The organism is Streptomyces roseoviridis (assembly GCF_039535235.1).
Lineage (GTDB): Bacteria > Actinomycetota > Actinomycetes > Streptomycetales > Streptomycetaceae > Streptomyces > Streptomyces roseoviridis.
This window is the reverse complement of sequence record NZ_BAAAWU010000001.1, coordinates 2,629,946-2,643,094: the sequence shown is the minus strand read 5'-3', so window position 1 is coordinate 2,643,094 and position 13,149 is coordinate 2,629,946. Positions and strand designations below refer to the sequence as shown.

The window sequence follows — 13,149 nt, the reverse complement described above, 5'->3', positions numbered from 1 at the left end:
CGTCAGGCCACTACTTTCAAGTCCGCGGAACGAACCGCAGAACTGCTAACTGCTGGTGGGACCGAGGGAGTTGTGGCATGTCGCAGCGAGCGCTGCTGTTGGTGGTGGTCGTCCTGGCGTCCGTGGTGGTGGGGCTCGTGGCCGGCATCCTCGAGTTCATGGGCGCGGGAGAGGTCGTCACGGCCATCCAGAACGGTGGTGCCGCCTGCGGTGCCACTGTTCTCATCGGGCTGGCGGTCGTCTCCTGGCTGAGGCCGTCGTGACCCAGGAGGAATGGGCGAACGAAGAGGGGCGGCTGAAGTACCGGCGAGTGCTGCGGGCCGTCGAGAAGCTACGCAGCGCCGCCGATGCCGCGACGACGTACCGGCTTGCCTTTCAAGTGGTCTACCTTCACTGCTGGTCCCGCCATGGATCACTGGCGGAGGTGGACCGGTTGTCGGGGCCGGGTTCGGAGTCAGCGGGGGCCAGGCTCGGCGCAGTGTGGCCGCGTACGCCCGTTGCTCGCGCCCACAGTCTTCCTGCGTATCGCGACGAAGGTGTGAGCCGTCCCTTCGAGCTCATCGACCCGGCCCTCCGTGAGCTGATCGCGGAGGTGCGGCATCTGGATCAGGACCCGAGGCTCCTTGACGTGCTCCTCGACACGTACTCGACACGCTATGCGCGTGGCGATGACTACTTCACGTCAAACGACCTGGCGTACCTCTTCGCGGGGCTGGCCGCTCCCCGAGGAGGCGAGATTGTTCGGGACCCGGTGTGCGGCAGCGGGCGACTGCTGCGCGCCGCCGCACACCGGGCTCGGGCACAGGGGGGTGAAGTGCGCTTGTCCGGTGCGGATATCAACCGGACGGCTCGTTATGCCGCAGCCGTCAACCTCGCCCTGCACGGATTCCATGCCGACCTCGGCAAGGAAGGAGCTGACACCCTCAGGGCGGGCACTTCACCGATCCCGGCCGACGTGATCGTCGCCAACCCTCCTGTGAACCAGCGGGACTGGGGGCACGGTGAACTGAAGGACGACTGGCGGTGGACCCTGGGGGTGCCACGTCCGGGTAACGCGAACTTCGCCTGGGTCCAGCACATCCTTGCCGATCTCGCGCCACAAGGACGGGCCGTCGTTCTGCTGTCTTCCGGCGCGGCGCACAGCAGCAACAGCACCGACGGACTGATCCGCCGTGGGCTGCTGGAGAACGGTCTGGTCGTGGGCGTCGTGGCCTTGCCGACGTGGCTCTTTCCGCACACCAGCGCGAGCACGGCGCTGTGGCTGCTGGCCAAAGGGGAGCGGCCGCACTCCGATCAGGTCTTGTTCGCGGATGCAGGGAAGCTGCCAACAGCGAAGGAGGGGCAGCGGCGCCACTTCGCAAAGGACTCGGTCGAACGCCTGCTGCAGATCTTCGGTGAATGGCAGGGACTTCGACGCCGTGAGGGCGAGGGGGACCCTGAATCCGTCCCATGGTGCCGTGCGGCGAGGTACGAGGAAATCGCTGAGGCGGGCTTCGATCTGACTCCCGCACGCTACGTACGGAACGGGGGCACCGCGCAGTTGCATTCAAGTGACGGAGACCGGAACCGGAAGGCCGAGCTGTATGAGTGCTTGGATCGTAGCGCTGCAGCCAGGAACCGAGTCCGTGATGCCCTGGAGAGCAGGCATGACTACAGAATCGGATGATGTCCCCACTCCGTGGCCCGTCGTTGAGTTGCGTGAGTTCCCTGGGGTCGAGTACGCCACCTACGGAATTGCGCGACAGCAGAAGGCATCCGGCGGAATCCCGATGATCCGCGCCACAGAGATCGTCGAGGGAGGTGTGCACGTCCAGGAGTTCACATTTGTGCCTCCCGATGTGGCCAGACGCCACCCACGCAGCACGTTGAGGTCTGGGGACCTCCTTGTCGTGCTCGTGGGGCGTGTGGGGGAGGCAGCAGTTGCAGGGGAGGAGCACGCAGGATGGAATGTCGCCAGGTCGCTCGCGGTCGTCCGCTGGACACCAGAGGGCCGCGCCCAACAATGGGATCTGTGGCTTCGATGGTGGCTGAAGACCCCGCAGAGCCAGAGTTATCTCACGCTGTCCTCGTCGAACGCCGAGCACATGACCTTGCCTCTGCAGGCACTCAACCGACTTCCCGTGCCAGTTCCTCCAGCGCCGGTGCGGGAGAGGCTGCTTTCGCTGATTTCGCTTGCTGAGCGCAAGAATGCGTTGAACACCCGGATTGTGTCTTGCGCGACGGAACTAGCGGATGCGCATTTCATGGAGGCGCTGCAGATGTGCGGGCAAGGTCCCGCTACCGAGCGTGCAGTGGGCGAAGTGTGTCAGGTTACGGCTGGTGCGGCACAGTCTCTGCCGGACAGTGAGCAGTCGGCTATGCCGTGGGTGTCTCCCCGCGAAGTACTGAACTGCAAGACAGTACATCTGGGTGCAGTGACTTCACGCACCGTGGCGCAAGCGGAGGCTGTATGCCCGTCCGGCAGCCTCTTGATCGCGCCCCGTCCCGGGGAGGTGCGGACCGTGCTCACTACTACCCCGGTAGTGCCAGGTCGGCGGACGCTCGCGATGTACACGGAGTCCGAGGTCGATCGGATGTGGTTGTTGCACTCACTGCGTTACCGGAGGCGGGAGTTGACGGCCGTTACGCAGGGTGAGCAGGCCCGCGCGATGAGGCGCAAGGACTTTTCCCGTTACAAGATCCCCTGGCCGACCGATGCGGTGAGGCGGGACTTCGCCAGGCGTGCTGCTGCCCTGCACGACCTCGCCTACGCCTCCGCCAGGGAGCGACACGTGATGGAGGAGCTGGTGGTGCACGAGCTGGAGAAGGGGGGCCTGGCGCGTCTCACCTCGGCCAGCTGAATGCCGAGCTGATCCACGTTGCCCCTCTTTGGAGCACGGAATCCAACGCTCTGAACGAACGGCGCAGTACCGCGCGCACCGTTTCTCCGCTGACGGTCCGAGAGAGCCCTGACCAGCCATGTTTGGGCGCCACCGGCAGGACTCGAACCTGCCGCCAAGCGCTTAGAAGGCGCCTGCTCCACCCGCTGAGCTACGCAGGCTGACCTGCGACAGCGCGGAAGCTTCTGACTATGCCCCGCCAAACCGGGGGTATACGGGATCTGTGGATGCTCGCGCCGGCCTCGAGGTCTGGACGTGCATTCTGGGCGGCGGCCAGGCGTCGGAGCTGGCCGCTGACGTCCGGGGAGACCGCGAGTGAGAGCGAGTGCTGTGCTGCTCTGCGAGGTTCGGCGCGGTGGCACGAGCCTGATGTGGCGCTCGTGGAAGTTCCGCAGACTTCAGGCGTGTGCGGGCGCTTCCGGGTAGCGTTGGCGATCTTCGGTGTTCTTGTACTTTGTCGCGCATCCCGTGCCGGGATGGTGCTGGGATGCGCCTGCATTTCCGCAGGTCACGGCCTTGTGGTGGAGTTCCGCTTCAACGTGTAGTCGCTTCGCACGGGACCCGACGGGAGCAGGCTTCGCTGTCACCGTGCTGGATGGGTGCTGGACTCTCCTGTGCCGGAGGTGATCGTCGGCGGGCGCGTCCGCACTCCGTGCCACCGCCTCTGGGCGGACGGACGGAAGGCGAGCGCTCCGTCGGTCAGTTCCGTGGGGCGGGGTGCCTCGGGCGGGTGGTCCGGATCCTTCGGGGACCAGCCTTCCGCGCGGGGCGGGCGCATCCCGTCGGGCAGCGGCGGTCACGAGGCGACATCAGCGACTGCGGCTGCCCGGGGAAGGCGGCAGCCGGGCGTTAGCCGTACGCAAGCGGGACGGCAAGGGCGGGCGGGAAGGTGTACCTGGCACCGAATGCGGGGCCGTCCGACCTTGAACCGGGGGAGAACCACCATGCGTACCCACCACCGCAAGCACACCGTCCTGGCCGTCGCGGCCGCCGCCGTCCTGTCGCTGGGGCTGACCGCCTGTGGCGGTGACGAGGGCGGTAGCCGCGACGAGGGGGCCGCGGTCACTCAGGTCACGCCCGAGGGCGGACAGAAGAGCGGGGCCACCGCCGCTGCGACCACCGCCGGTGCGACCACCGGCGCGGCCACGACCGGCGGCTCGGCCGCCGGTGGTTCGACGGCGGGCGGCTCGACCGGCGGCAAGGCCGCCGTCGCGGTCTCGGCCGGGTCGACGTCCTCGTCCTCGTCCTCCGCCAGGACCTCGTCCTGCACCTACAAGGACGTGAAGGTCACCGCGGCCAAGGTGGACGAGACGCCCACCGAGCACATCGTCCTCACCGCGACCAACACCTCCGGCCGCGCCTGCCGCCTCGACGGATACCCGCTGATCGCCTTCGGCGAGATCCAGACCGCCAAGGACATCCCCGCCGTCGCCAAGAGCAAGCCGGCCGCCCCCGTCGTCCTGCAGCCGGGAGCCCCCGCGTACGCCAATGTGCGCATCGTTCTCGGCGGTGTCCACGAGGACAACAAGGTCGTCACCTCCTTCAACGTGAACCTCTTCGCCGGCGGCGCCCCCGCCGAGGGCAGCATCGTCGTCAAGGCCCCGGCCGGCGGCCTGGCCGTCAACGAGTCGGTCGCCAAGACCGGTTACTGGACGCCGGAACTCCGCAACGGCGCCGACGAGTTCTGAACCGCCCGGGCGGCCTTCGCGTCCCCCACCCCATGAAGGACGGAATCGGATTTCTCGCCGTGCTCGGCGGGTTCACCACCGCACTCGTGGTGTGGGGGATCGGCGCCACTCCCGCTCTGACCGGTGGGTTCGAGGGCGAGGGGCGGGACTTCAGCCTGGTGTGGATCGAGCTGCCGCTGATGCTGCTCGGCATCCCCGCCCTCGCCCTCGGCGCCTGGGCCCTGCTCCGCCGGCGCTCCTCGGCGCTGCTCGCCCTCGCCGTCGTCGTGACGCTCGTCATGGCGGGGTGGGCGAGCGAGGCGTGGCTGCGGACGCGGGTGCCGGATGTCCGGTACGAGGAGGGAGCGGCCGGCCGGGCCGCCTGAAGCCCGGGGGTCGGGGCGACCATGCCCCGGCGGCCTGCGCCCGGTGCCTACCCCGCCGACCGATCCGTCGCGGCCCCCAGGCCCGTTTTCGCCCCCGCCCCGCACAGCGGCAGGACCGTCGTGCCGGGGCGCGGCGGCGTCGCCCGTACGGCCGCCCAGCAGGCGGCCGCCGTCGGCTCCACGTACAGGCCGCGCCGCGCCAGGTCCAGCTGGGCGGCGCGGATGTCGTCCTCCGGCACGGTGAGGAAGGTGCCGCCGCAGGCTCGTACGGCCCGCAGGATCTGCGCCGCGCGCGGCGGGTTCGGGATCGCGATGCCCTCGGCGAGGGTGGGGCGGGCGGCGGCCGGAGCCGGAGCCGGGGCAGAGGCGGGGGCCGGGGCCGGGCCCGGCAGGTCGTCCCTGCCGGCGTGGAAGGCGGCGGCCAGCGGGGAGACGGCCTCGGCCTGGACGGCGACGAGGGCGGGGCGGTGGTCGACGAGCCCGTGGCCGTGCAGCTCCGCCACGGCGAGGGCCGCGCCGAGCAGCAGCGTTCCGTTGCCGACCGGCAGCACGAGGGTGTCGGGCAGCCGGCCGCCGAGGTCCTCCCACAGCTCGTAGACGTAGGTCTTCGTGCCGTGCAGGAAGTGCGGGTTGTACACGTGCGAGGCGTAGAAGACGCCGGGTTCGTCGGCGGCCGCCCGCGCCGCCCGCGCCGTGGCCTCCCGGTCGCCCGGGACGACGACCGTACGGGCGCCGTGGGCGCGGATCTGCTCCAGCTTCTTCGGCGAGGTGCCCTCCGGTACGTGGACGGCGCAGTCGAGGCCGGCGCGGGCGCAGTACGCGGCGACGGCCGTGCCCGCGTTGCCGCTGCTGTCGGCGATCACGCGGCGCGGCTCCAGGCGGCGCGCGAGCTCGGCGAGCATGACGGCGCCCCGGTCCTTGAAGGACAACGTGGGCATGAGGAAATCGAGTTTGGCCGAAACCGTGTCGGTGAGCGGGATCAGCGGCGTGCGCCCCTCACCCAGGGACACCGGCGGCACGGCAGGGGCTCCAGAGGTGGCGAGCGGTAGTGCTTCCGTGTAACGCCACAATGAATTCACGCGTGACGCAAGTGACGCGAGTGGCACCGGCGCGCCGGCGTGGTCGAGGTCCCACGGGCCACGGCAGCGGGGACAACACCAGGTGAGGGCCGTGACGGGGGCTCGCGTACGGCATCGCGGACACACGTAGTCGTTCATGATCGCCAGCTTCGCAGTCGTGTGGCCGCAGTGTGACGAGGCGGGCGGAACCCTTGTGTGATTCCTATGGATCGGTCAATCTTTCGCTCGGCACCCGGACTTGGCGAACGGTGTGGAGCCACGCCGTCTTGTCATGTCCCTGCTAATGCTTGACCGCTCGACCACCCCCACAGCAGCGCACCACCAATGAGGAGGACCCCTCACATGTCCGTGATGCGTGATTCGCGGCGCAGACTCGCCGCAGCCGGCGCCATAGCCGTCGTTTCCCTGGCGCTCGGCTCCCTCTCCGCCCTTCCGGCCACCGCCGCCGGGACCACCGCCGAAGGCGTCATCCTGAACGCCGGCGCGGAGGGGACCGTCCCCAACAGCTACATCGTCACCCTCCGCGAGTCCGCCGCCCAGGCGGAGACCGCGCAGGGCCGGGCGGTCGCGACGAAGTTCGGCGCCAAGATCAAGCGGACGTACACCGCGGCCCTCAACGGCTACTCCGTCGAGCTCTCCGAGGCCCAGGCCAAGAAGCTCGCCGCCGACCCGGCCGTCGAATCCGTCAGCCAGAACCGCGTCTTCACCATCGACGGCACCCAGCCCTCCCCGCCGTCCTGGGGTCTCGACCGGATCGACCAGAAGGCCCTCCCGCTCAACCAGAGCTACACCTACCCGGACAGCGCGGGCCAGGGCGTCACGGCGTACGTCATCGACACCGGCGTCCGCATCAGCCACAGCGACTTCGGCGGCCGGGCCTCCAACGGCTACGACGCGATCGACAACGACAACACCGCGCAGGACGGCCACGGCCACGGCACGCACGTCGCCGGCACCATCGCCGGCACGGCGCACGGTGTCGCCAAGAAGGCGAAGATCGTCGGCGTCCGGGTCCTCGACAACTCCGGCTCCGGCACGACCGAGCAGGTCGTCGCGGGCATCGACTGGGTGACGCGCAACGCCGTCAAGCCGGCCGTCGCCAACATGAGCCTCGGCGGAGGCGTCGACACCGTCCTCGACGACGCCGTCCGCCGGTCGATCGCCGCCGGCATCACCTACGCGGTCGCCGCGGGCAACGACAGCTCCAACGCGTCCAACTACTCGCCGGCGCGCGTCGGCGAGGCCATCACGGTCGGCTCCACGACCAGCTCGGACGCCCGCTCCAGCTTCTCCAACTACGGCAGCGTCCTGGACATCTTCGCCCCGGGCTCCTCCATCAAGTCGGCCTGGAACACCAACGACACCGCCACGAACACCATCTCCGGCACGTCCATGGCGACCCCGCACGTGGCCGGCGCCGCCGCCCTCTACCTGGCGGACAACCCGACGGCCACCCCGGCGGCCGTCTCCACGGCCCTGACCAGCGCCGCGACCCCGAACGTGGTCACCAGCCCCGGCACCGGCTCCCCGAACCGCCTGCTGTACGTCGGCGGCGGCACCACCACGCCGCCCGGTCCGAAGTTCGAGAACACCACGGACTACGCGATCAACGACAACGCGACCGCCGAGTCCCCCGTCACCGTCAGCGGCGTCACGGGCAACGCGCCCGCCGCCCTCCAGGTGCCGGTGAACATCGTCCACACCTACATCGGTGACCTCCAGGTCCAGCTCATCGCCCCGGACGGCACCGCGTACACGCTGAAGGGCTTCGGCACCGGCGGCAGCGCGGACAACATCAACACCACGTACACCGTCAACGCCTCCTCCGAGGTCGCGAACGGCACGTGGAAGCTCCGGGTCACGGACAACGCGAACTACGACACCGGCCGCATCGACTCCTGGGGCCTGCAGTTCTGACGCACGTCTGACGCCCCAGGAAGAAGAACGCTGAAGGACAGGGGCGGTCGCCGATCCGGCGGCCGCCCCCGTCGTCACTTCTCTCTTCCGGCCCTCCGGCGCCCTCCGGCCCTCCGGCGCCCTCCGGCCCTCCGGCGCCCTCCGGCCCCCAGGCCCTCCGTCACGCCTCCCACTCCTCTTCTTCCAAGAGGTACGGCTCCGGCTCGGCCACCCAGCCCGCCGCCAGGACCAGCCGCGAGGTGCGGTGCACGGTCAGGAAGCCGAAGGGCCGGTCGATGTCCAGGTCGATCCGCCGGACCACGAACGGCAGTCGCGGCACCCCCGCACCCGGCATGCCGATCGCCGTCACCGAGGCCGCCTCGAACCCCCTCGCGCCGAAGCGCGCCATCGCCGCCTGCCGGGCCTGCCGCACCGCCAGCGGCGGACGGGCGCAGATGCCCGGGAAGTGCCCGCGGGTGGTGTCCCGCGCCGTCGTGAGGCCGAACAGCCCGTGCAGCGCGGTGAGATCGTGCTCGGCCGTGAGCGAGAACGGCGGCGTCGTCACCGACAGGTACGGCTCCCGGGACGTGCTGCGCACGTTGCGGACGTCGAGTCCCGGGCCCGGCCCGCCCAGCGGCAGCAGGTCACCCGTGACGGTGGGGCAGGCGCCGGACAGGACGTCCACCCCCGCCTTCAGGACGGCGCCGCACTCCGCGTCCACCGGCCCGAGCAGCAGGTGGACGTCGACGCCGGTGCTGCCCAGCACCTTCATCACCGTGAGCGGCCCCGCGTCCGTCGTCGCCACCCCGACCCGGTCGAGCAGCCCGGTCGTGCGGTGCAGGGCGGCGATCTCCCGCCCGGCCCAGGGCCCGTGGTCCGGGAACCCGCCACCCTCCCGGAACGGCCGCAGCCACGTCGTCCGCACCGCCTGCGCGGTGGCCAGGACCAGATCCGTGTCCTTCCTCACCGTCACCGGCATCGCCGGGATCAGGCCGCCCGTGCGCTGGGCCGCCCAGGCGTCCAGAAGCCGCTGGTTCTCCACGTCGTCCTCGCCGAGCCGGCCCAGCGTCGCCTCCGGCAGACCCGCCGCCCACGCGTCGTACGGCCGCACACGCGGGCGCGTCCACAGGCCGACGGCCGAGCCGGCACCGGGAATCCGCGCCAGTGCGTCGAGCAGCTCGCGGGCCGCGCCCACCGCCGAGCCCGCCCGCATCCCGAGCGCCTCCTCCAGCTCGGCCCGGGCCGAGCCCTCGGCGCCGTCCGCGAGGAACGCCAGCAGGGGCCAGACACCGCTCGCCGACAGGACCGTGCCCTGCCCGGGCGGCAGGACTCCCGCCCACCGTGCCGTGAGGCGGTTGACCGCCCGTACCGTCGAGCCCCGCATACCGCCCCCGTCCCCGGACCACGTACGATGCGCGCGCCCGTTCGACTTCCGTGCATCGCCCCGCCCGCCCCGCGCGCCCCTACAGGAGCACCGTACTCGTGGACCCGTTCCAGCCGCCTCAGGATTCCCCGGCCCCGCAGCAGCCCCCGCAGCCGCCGCGGCAGGGCGGGCCCGTGCCCGGCCCGTACGCGTCCCCCGGCCCGTACACCTCGCCGCCTCCCGGCCCGTACGGGCCCTACGGCCCGGGGGGACCCGGCGGCGCGCCCGGCGTGCCGGGCCCGTACGGGGTGCCGCGGCAGAGCACCAACGGCCTGGCCGTCGCGTCCCTGGTCTCCGGCATCGTCTGCTGCCTGCCGCCCCTCGGCCTCGTCTTCGGCCTGATAGCCCTGCCCCAGATCAGGAAGAAGCAGCAGAAGGGCAAGGGCATGGCCATCACCGGCATCGTGCTCTCGTCCCTCGCCTGCCTGATGATGGCCCTGGGCTTCACGAGCGGCAGCTTCGCCGACGCGTGGCGCGAGTTCGACAAGGGCATGGACGAGGCCGCCGCGGACCAGTCGCCGTTCTCGCTGCGCAAGGGCGACTGCTTCCGCGTGGACGGCAAGCTGGAGACGTACGCCACGGATGTGAAGACGGTGCCGTGCACCACGCCCCACGAGGGCGAGGTCAGCGGGGGATTCAAGATCACCGGCTTCACCAGGTGGCCGGGCGAGGACGCCATCGACCGCATCGCCGAGGACCGCTGCCAGAAGGTCAACAGCGCCTACGCGCTCGACACCTGGGCCGTCCCGGAGGACGCGCTGACCTACTACTACCTGCCCAGCAAGGAGAGCTGGCGGCTCGGCGACCGGGCCGTGACCTGCACGCTGGCCACCGAGGGAGCACCCTTCACCCGGTCCCTGCGCAGCGACGAGAGCACCCTCGACGCCGACCAGGTGCACTTCCTGAAGCAGATGAACCCGATCGACGACGCCCTCTTCGAGGAGCCCGACAAGGACGCGGACGCGGACCTGGCGGGCAACAAGGCATGGGCCCGGAAGGTGCACCGGGCCGTCACCACGGCGGGCGACGGCCTGCGCGGGCACACCTGGCCCGACGGCTCCGCGAAGCCGGTCGGCGAGCTGGCGGAGAAGCTGGAGACGGCCGCGCGGAAGTGGCGGGCGCTCGCGACGGCGAAGGACGCGGACGCGTTCTGGGAGGTCTACGAGGCCGCCTACGACGCGCTCACCACGGACGCCGAGAAGCAGTCGCGCTCGGCGCTCGGGCTGACCGACACCCTGGAGGAGGGGAGTGACGGCGGCGGTGCCACCGGCGGCGGTGGGACGGGCGGGAGTGGCGGCAGCGGCGAGAGCGAGGGGGGCGGCGAGGGCGGCGGCCGGAAGGTCTGACGCCTCACCCGCCGCCGCCCCGGGGGACGCGGCCGGTCAAGGCCCCGCCCCGGACGGTCAGCGGCGGGCGCCGAGGACGCCGTCCACCGCCGTGATCAGCTCGCCGTCCGGGGTGTCCCCGTCGAGCGACCAGAACATGGCGCCGCCGAGACCCATGGCCCGTACGTACGCGGACTTGGTGCGCAGCACGTACGGGTCGTCGTACGTCCACAGGGTCGTGCCGTCGAACAGCCAGGCATGACCGTTCCTCCGGTCCCGGTGCAGGGTGTACGTGCCTGAGTCCGCCAGCTTCTTCAGCGCCTTGTAGTCCTCGTAGCCGTTGGCCCAGGTCGCCGGGGCGGGGCCGGTGGCCGGCCGGCCGAGCCCGTCGCCGCCGCCCGTCACGCCCGTCCAGCCCTGGCCGTAGAACGGCATGCCGACCACCAGCTTGCGGGCCGGTGCGCCGCGCCGCAGCCAGTCCCTGACCGTCTGGTCGACGCTGAAGTCGCCGCGGGGCGCGAAGAGCGCGGACTGCTGGGCGGTGGTGGACTCCCAGCTGCCGTGGAAGTCGTAGCCCTGGAGGTTCACGAAGTCGAGGTCGCGCATGATCTTCCGGACCTCGAAACCGGCGTCGATCTTCGCGGGCGCGGTCGGGACGAAGGCGGTGAGTTCATAGCGCGTCCGCTGCTTCTGGGACCGCGCGTAGGCGTCGAGCTGGGTGCGGAACTCCCGTACGAGCGCGGTGAAGTTCTGCTTGTCCTCGGGGCGGAAGACGGTGTCGGTGTCGCCCGCGGAGCCGGGCCACTCCCAGTCGAGGTCGATGCCGTCGAAGAGGCCCGCCGCGGCTCCGGCGCCGCCGCGGGCGCCGTCGACGGGAAGGTTGCCCTTGATGTAGAGGTCGATGCAGGAGGCCACCAGGGCCTTGCGCGAGGCGGGGGTGCGGGCCGCGTCCGAGAAGTGGGTGGACCAGCTCCAGCCGCCGAGCGAGATCATCACCTTGAGGCCGGGGTGCTTGGCCTTGAGTTCGCGCAGCTGGTTGAAGTTGCCGGCCAGCGGCTGGTCCGGGGTGTCGGCGACGCCGTCGACGGAGCCGGCGGCATCGAGCGGGCGGACGTAGTCGGCCCAGGCGTCGGCCTCGCCGGGGACGTTGCCGGTGAAGCACCGGCCGTCCGCGCCGACGTTGCCGAAGGCGTAGTTGACGTGGCTCAGCTTGGCCGCGGTGCCGCTGGTGTCCAGGTCCTTGACCTGGAAGTTCCGCCCGTAGACGCCCCATTGGGTGAAGTAGCCGACGCGCTTGTACGCGGGCTTGGCGGTGACCGCGGGGGCCTCGTGCGCATGGGCCTGCGCCTGCGCATGGGCCTGCGCATGTGCGGCGGGCGCGAGGCCGGCGAGGAGACCGAGCGAGACGGTGGCGACGGACAGCCGGGAAAGGATTCTGCGACGCATGGGGCTCGTTCCTGTGCGGGTGCGTGCCGGAAGGGAGAGCGGTGCGACAGGAACGTATTGGTCTGGACCATTAACGTCAAGGATTCCGACGGCAGTTCGGTGGCTATACCTGCGGTAAGGGTCCACGTAAAGGCAAATCATCACTTCGGGTGAAACCTTGGCCCATGCTTGCGGCTGTACACCCTCGGTTGTCACGCTGTAGCTGACAGTCAAGCTGAGGGGAGTGTCCAGTGACGTTCGGTGAGCAGCCGGCCTATCTGCGCGTGGCGAGCGATCTCCGGGAGAAGATCGCTAACGGCTCGCTTCCTCCGCACACCCGGCTCCCCTCGCAGGCGCGCATCCGCGAGGAGTACGGGGTTTCGGACACCGTCGCACTGGAGGCGCGCAAGGTCCTGATGGCCGAGGGGCTGGTCGAGGGCCGCTCCGGCTCGGGGACCTATGTGCGCGAGCGTCCCGTGCCGCGCCGGATCGCCCGCTCCGGTTATCGGCCCTCGGCGGGCGCCAATCCCTTCCGGCAGGAGCAGGCGGCCGAAGGGGCGCGCGGGACCTGGGAGTCGGCGAGCGAGCAGGAACCGGCGAGCGCCGAGGTCGCCGCCCGGCTGGGCATCGAGCCGGGCGAGCGGGTCATGCGCACCCGGTACGTCTTCCGGGACGCGGGCGAGGCGATGATGCTCTCCACCTCCTGGGAGCCGCTGTCGGTCACCGGCCGGACCCCCGTGATGCTGCCCGAGGAGGGCCCGCTGGGCGGTTCCGGCGTGGTCGAGCGGATGGCGGCGATCGACGTGGTGGTGGACAACGTGGTCGAGGAGGTCGGCGCCCGTCCCGGCCTCGCGGAGGAGCTCCTCACCCTCGGCGGCGTCCCCGGCCATGTGGTGATGGTCATCGAGCGGACGTATTACGCCTCGGGCCGCGCGGTCGAGACCGCCGACGTGGTCGTCCCGGCCGACCGCTACAGGATCGCCTATCACCTGCCGGTCCGCTGAGGCCGGGCGGTTCCGCGGCCCTGCCTCCGGCCGTCCACCGCTTGTTACTGGCCAGATACGTATCT

The 13,149-nt window shown here is 70.8% G+C and carries 11 protein-coding genes and 1 pseudogene; 8 read left to right on the top strand and 4 right to left on the bottom strand.

Features of this window, described 5'->3' with window-relative positions; genetic code table 11:
* Positions 1-77: 77 nt before the first annotated feature.
* From ABD954_RS11690 to ABD954_RS11680, 3 genes are read left to right on the top strand one after another with little or no spacing between them, the layout of a single operon-like run.
* Entirely contained in the window at positions 78-263 is a 186-nt protein-coding gene (locus tag ABD954_RS11690) for a hypothetical protein (protein ID WP_345485865.1), read from the top strand.
* Positions 260-1,666, top strand: a complete 1,407-nt coding sequence (locus ABD954_RS11685) for an N-6 DNA methylase (RefSeq protein WP_345485864.1) — start codon at positions 260-262, stop codon at positions 1,664-1,666. The genes ABD954_RS11690 and ABD954_RS11685 overlap by 4 nt, the downstream gene beginning before the upstream one ends.
* A complete protein-coding gene (locus ABD954_RS11680) occupies positions 1,647-2,840 on the top strand; it encodes a restriction endonuclease subunit S domain-containing protein (RefSeq protein WP_345485863.1) in 1,194 nt (397 codons plus the stop codon). The genes ABD954_RS11685 and ABD954_RS11680 overlap by 20 nt, the downstream gene beginning before the upstream one ends.
* A 688-nt stretch (positions 2,841-3,528) precedes the next feature.
* Here the strand turns inward: ABD954_RS11680 and ABD954_RS11675 are convergent.
* Positions 3,529-3,657: pseudogene (locus tag ABD954_RS11675) on the bottom strand (Uma2 family endonuclease); the annotation flags it as partial.
* 166 nt (positions 3,658-3,823) lie between these two features.
* Here ABD954_RS11675 and ABD954_RS11670 point away from each other — a divergent pair.
* Together ABD954_RS11670 and ABD954_RS11665 are read left to right on the top strand one after the other, a co-directional pair.
* Positions 3,824-4,567: a DUF4232 domain-containing protein gene (locus ABD954_RS11670; protein WP_345485862.1), complete on the top strand. Its 744-nt coding sequence runs from the start codon at positions 3,824-3,826 to the stop codon at positions 4,565-4,567.
* A 32-nt stretch (positions 4,568-4,599) separates the two neighbouring features.
* A complete protein-coding gene (locus ABD954_RS11665; RefSeq protein WP_345485861.1) occupies positions 4,600-4,932 on the top strand; it encodes a hypothetical protein in 333 nt (110 codons plus the stop codon).
* A gap of 47 nt (positions 4,933-4,979) precedes the next feature.
* Here the strand turns inward: ABD954_RS11665 and ABD954_RS11660 are convergent, their stop codons facing one another.
* Positions 4,980-6,149: a pyridoxal-phosphate dependent enzyme gene (locus tag ABD954_RS11660; protein ID WP_345485860.1), complete on the bottom strand. Its 1,170-nt coding sequence runs from the start codon at positions 6,147-6,149 to the stop codon at positions 4,980-4,982.
* 204 nt (positions 6,150-6,353) lie between these two features.
* On the opposite strand from ABD954_RS11660, the gene ABD954_RS11655 reads away from it, so the two are divergent.
* Positions 6,354-7,928 (top strand): S8 family peptidase, encoded by a 1,575-nt coding sequence (locus tag ABD954_RS11655; RefSeq protein ID WP_345485858.1) that lies wholly within the window; start codon positions 6,354-6,356, stop codon positions 7,926-7,928.
* 160 nt (positions 7,929-8,088) lie between these two features.
* Here the strand turns inward: ABD954_RS11655 and ABD954_RS11650 are convergent, their stop codons facing one another.
* The gene (locus ABD954_RS11650) at positions 8,089-9,291 is read right to left on the bottom strand and encodes a serpin family protein (RefSeq protein ID WP_345485856.1); all 1,203 of its coding nucleotides are present in this window, start codon (positions 9,289-9,291) and stop codon (positions 8,089-8,091) included.
* Positions 9,292-9,389: 98 nt separating this feature from the next.
* On the opposite strand from ABD954_RS11650, the gene ABD954_RS11645 reads away from it, so the two are divergent.
* Positions 9,390-10,676, top strand: a complete 1,287-nt coding sequence (locus tag ABD954_RS11645) for a DUF4190 domain-containing protein (RefSeq protein WP_345485854.1) — start codon at positions 9,390-9,392, stop codon at positions 10,674-10,676.
* Positions 10,677-10,733: 57 nt separating this feature from the next.
* Here the strand turns inward: ABD954_RS11645 and ABD954_RS11640 are convergent, their stop codons facing one another.
* Positions 10,734-12,101 (bottom strand): glycoside hydrolase family 18 protein, encoded by a 1,368-nt coding sequence (locus ABD954_RS11640; protein ID WP_345485853.1) that lies wholly within the window; start codon positions 12,099-12,101, stop codon positions 10,734-10,736.
* A gap of 230 nt (positions 12,102-12,331) precedes the next feature.
* Here ABD954_RS11640 and ABD954_RS11635 point away from each other — a divergent pair, with 230 nt between their 5' ends.
* Positions 12,332-13,084 (top strand): GntR family transcriptional regulator, encoded by a 753-nt coding sequence (locus tag ABD954_RS11635; RefSeq protein WP_345485852.1) that lies wholly within the window; start codon positions 12,332-12,334, stop codon positions 13,082-13,084.
* Positions 13,085-13,149 lie beyond the last annotated feature (65 nt).

Bases quoted from the DNA above. Each gene is read 5' to 3' on its own strand.
- ABD954_RS11690 (WP_345485865.1), top strand. From the start codon at position 78: ATGTCGCAGCGAGCGCTGCTGTTGGTGGTGGTCGTCCTGGCGTCCGTG.
- ABD954_RS11680 (WP_345485863.1), top strand. From the start codon at position 1,647: ATGACTACAGAATCGGATGATGTCCCCACTCCGTGGCCCGTCGTTGAG.
- ABD954_RS11670 (WP_345485862.1), top strand. From the start codon at position 3,824: ATGCGTACCCACCACCGCAAGCACACCGTCCTGGCCGTCGCGGCCGCC.
- ABD954_RS11665 (WP_345485861.1), top strand. From the start codon at position 4,600: ATGAAGGACGGAATCGGATTTCTCGCCGTGCTCGGCGGGTTCACCACC.
- ABD954_RS11660 (WP_345485860.1), bottom strand. From the start codon at position 6,149: ATGAACGACTACGTGTGTCCGCGATGCCGTACGCGAGCCCCCGTCACG.
- ABD954_RS11655 (WP_345485858.1), top strand. From the start codon at position 6,354: ATGTCCGTGATGCGTGATTCGCGGCGCAGACTCGCCGCAGCCGGCGCC.
- ABD954_RS11650 (WP_345485856.1), bottom strand. From the start codon at position 9,291: ATGCGGGGCTCGACGGTACGGGCGGTCAACCGCCTCACGGCACGGTGG.
- ABD954_RS11640 (WP_345485853.1), bottom strand. From the start codon at position 12,101: ATGCGTCGCAGAATCCTTTCCCGGCTGTCCGTCGCCACCGTCTCGCTC.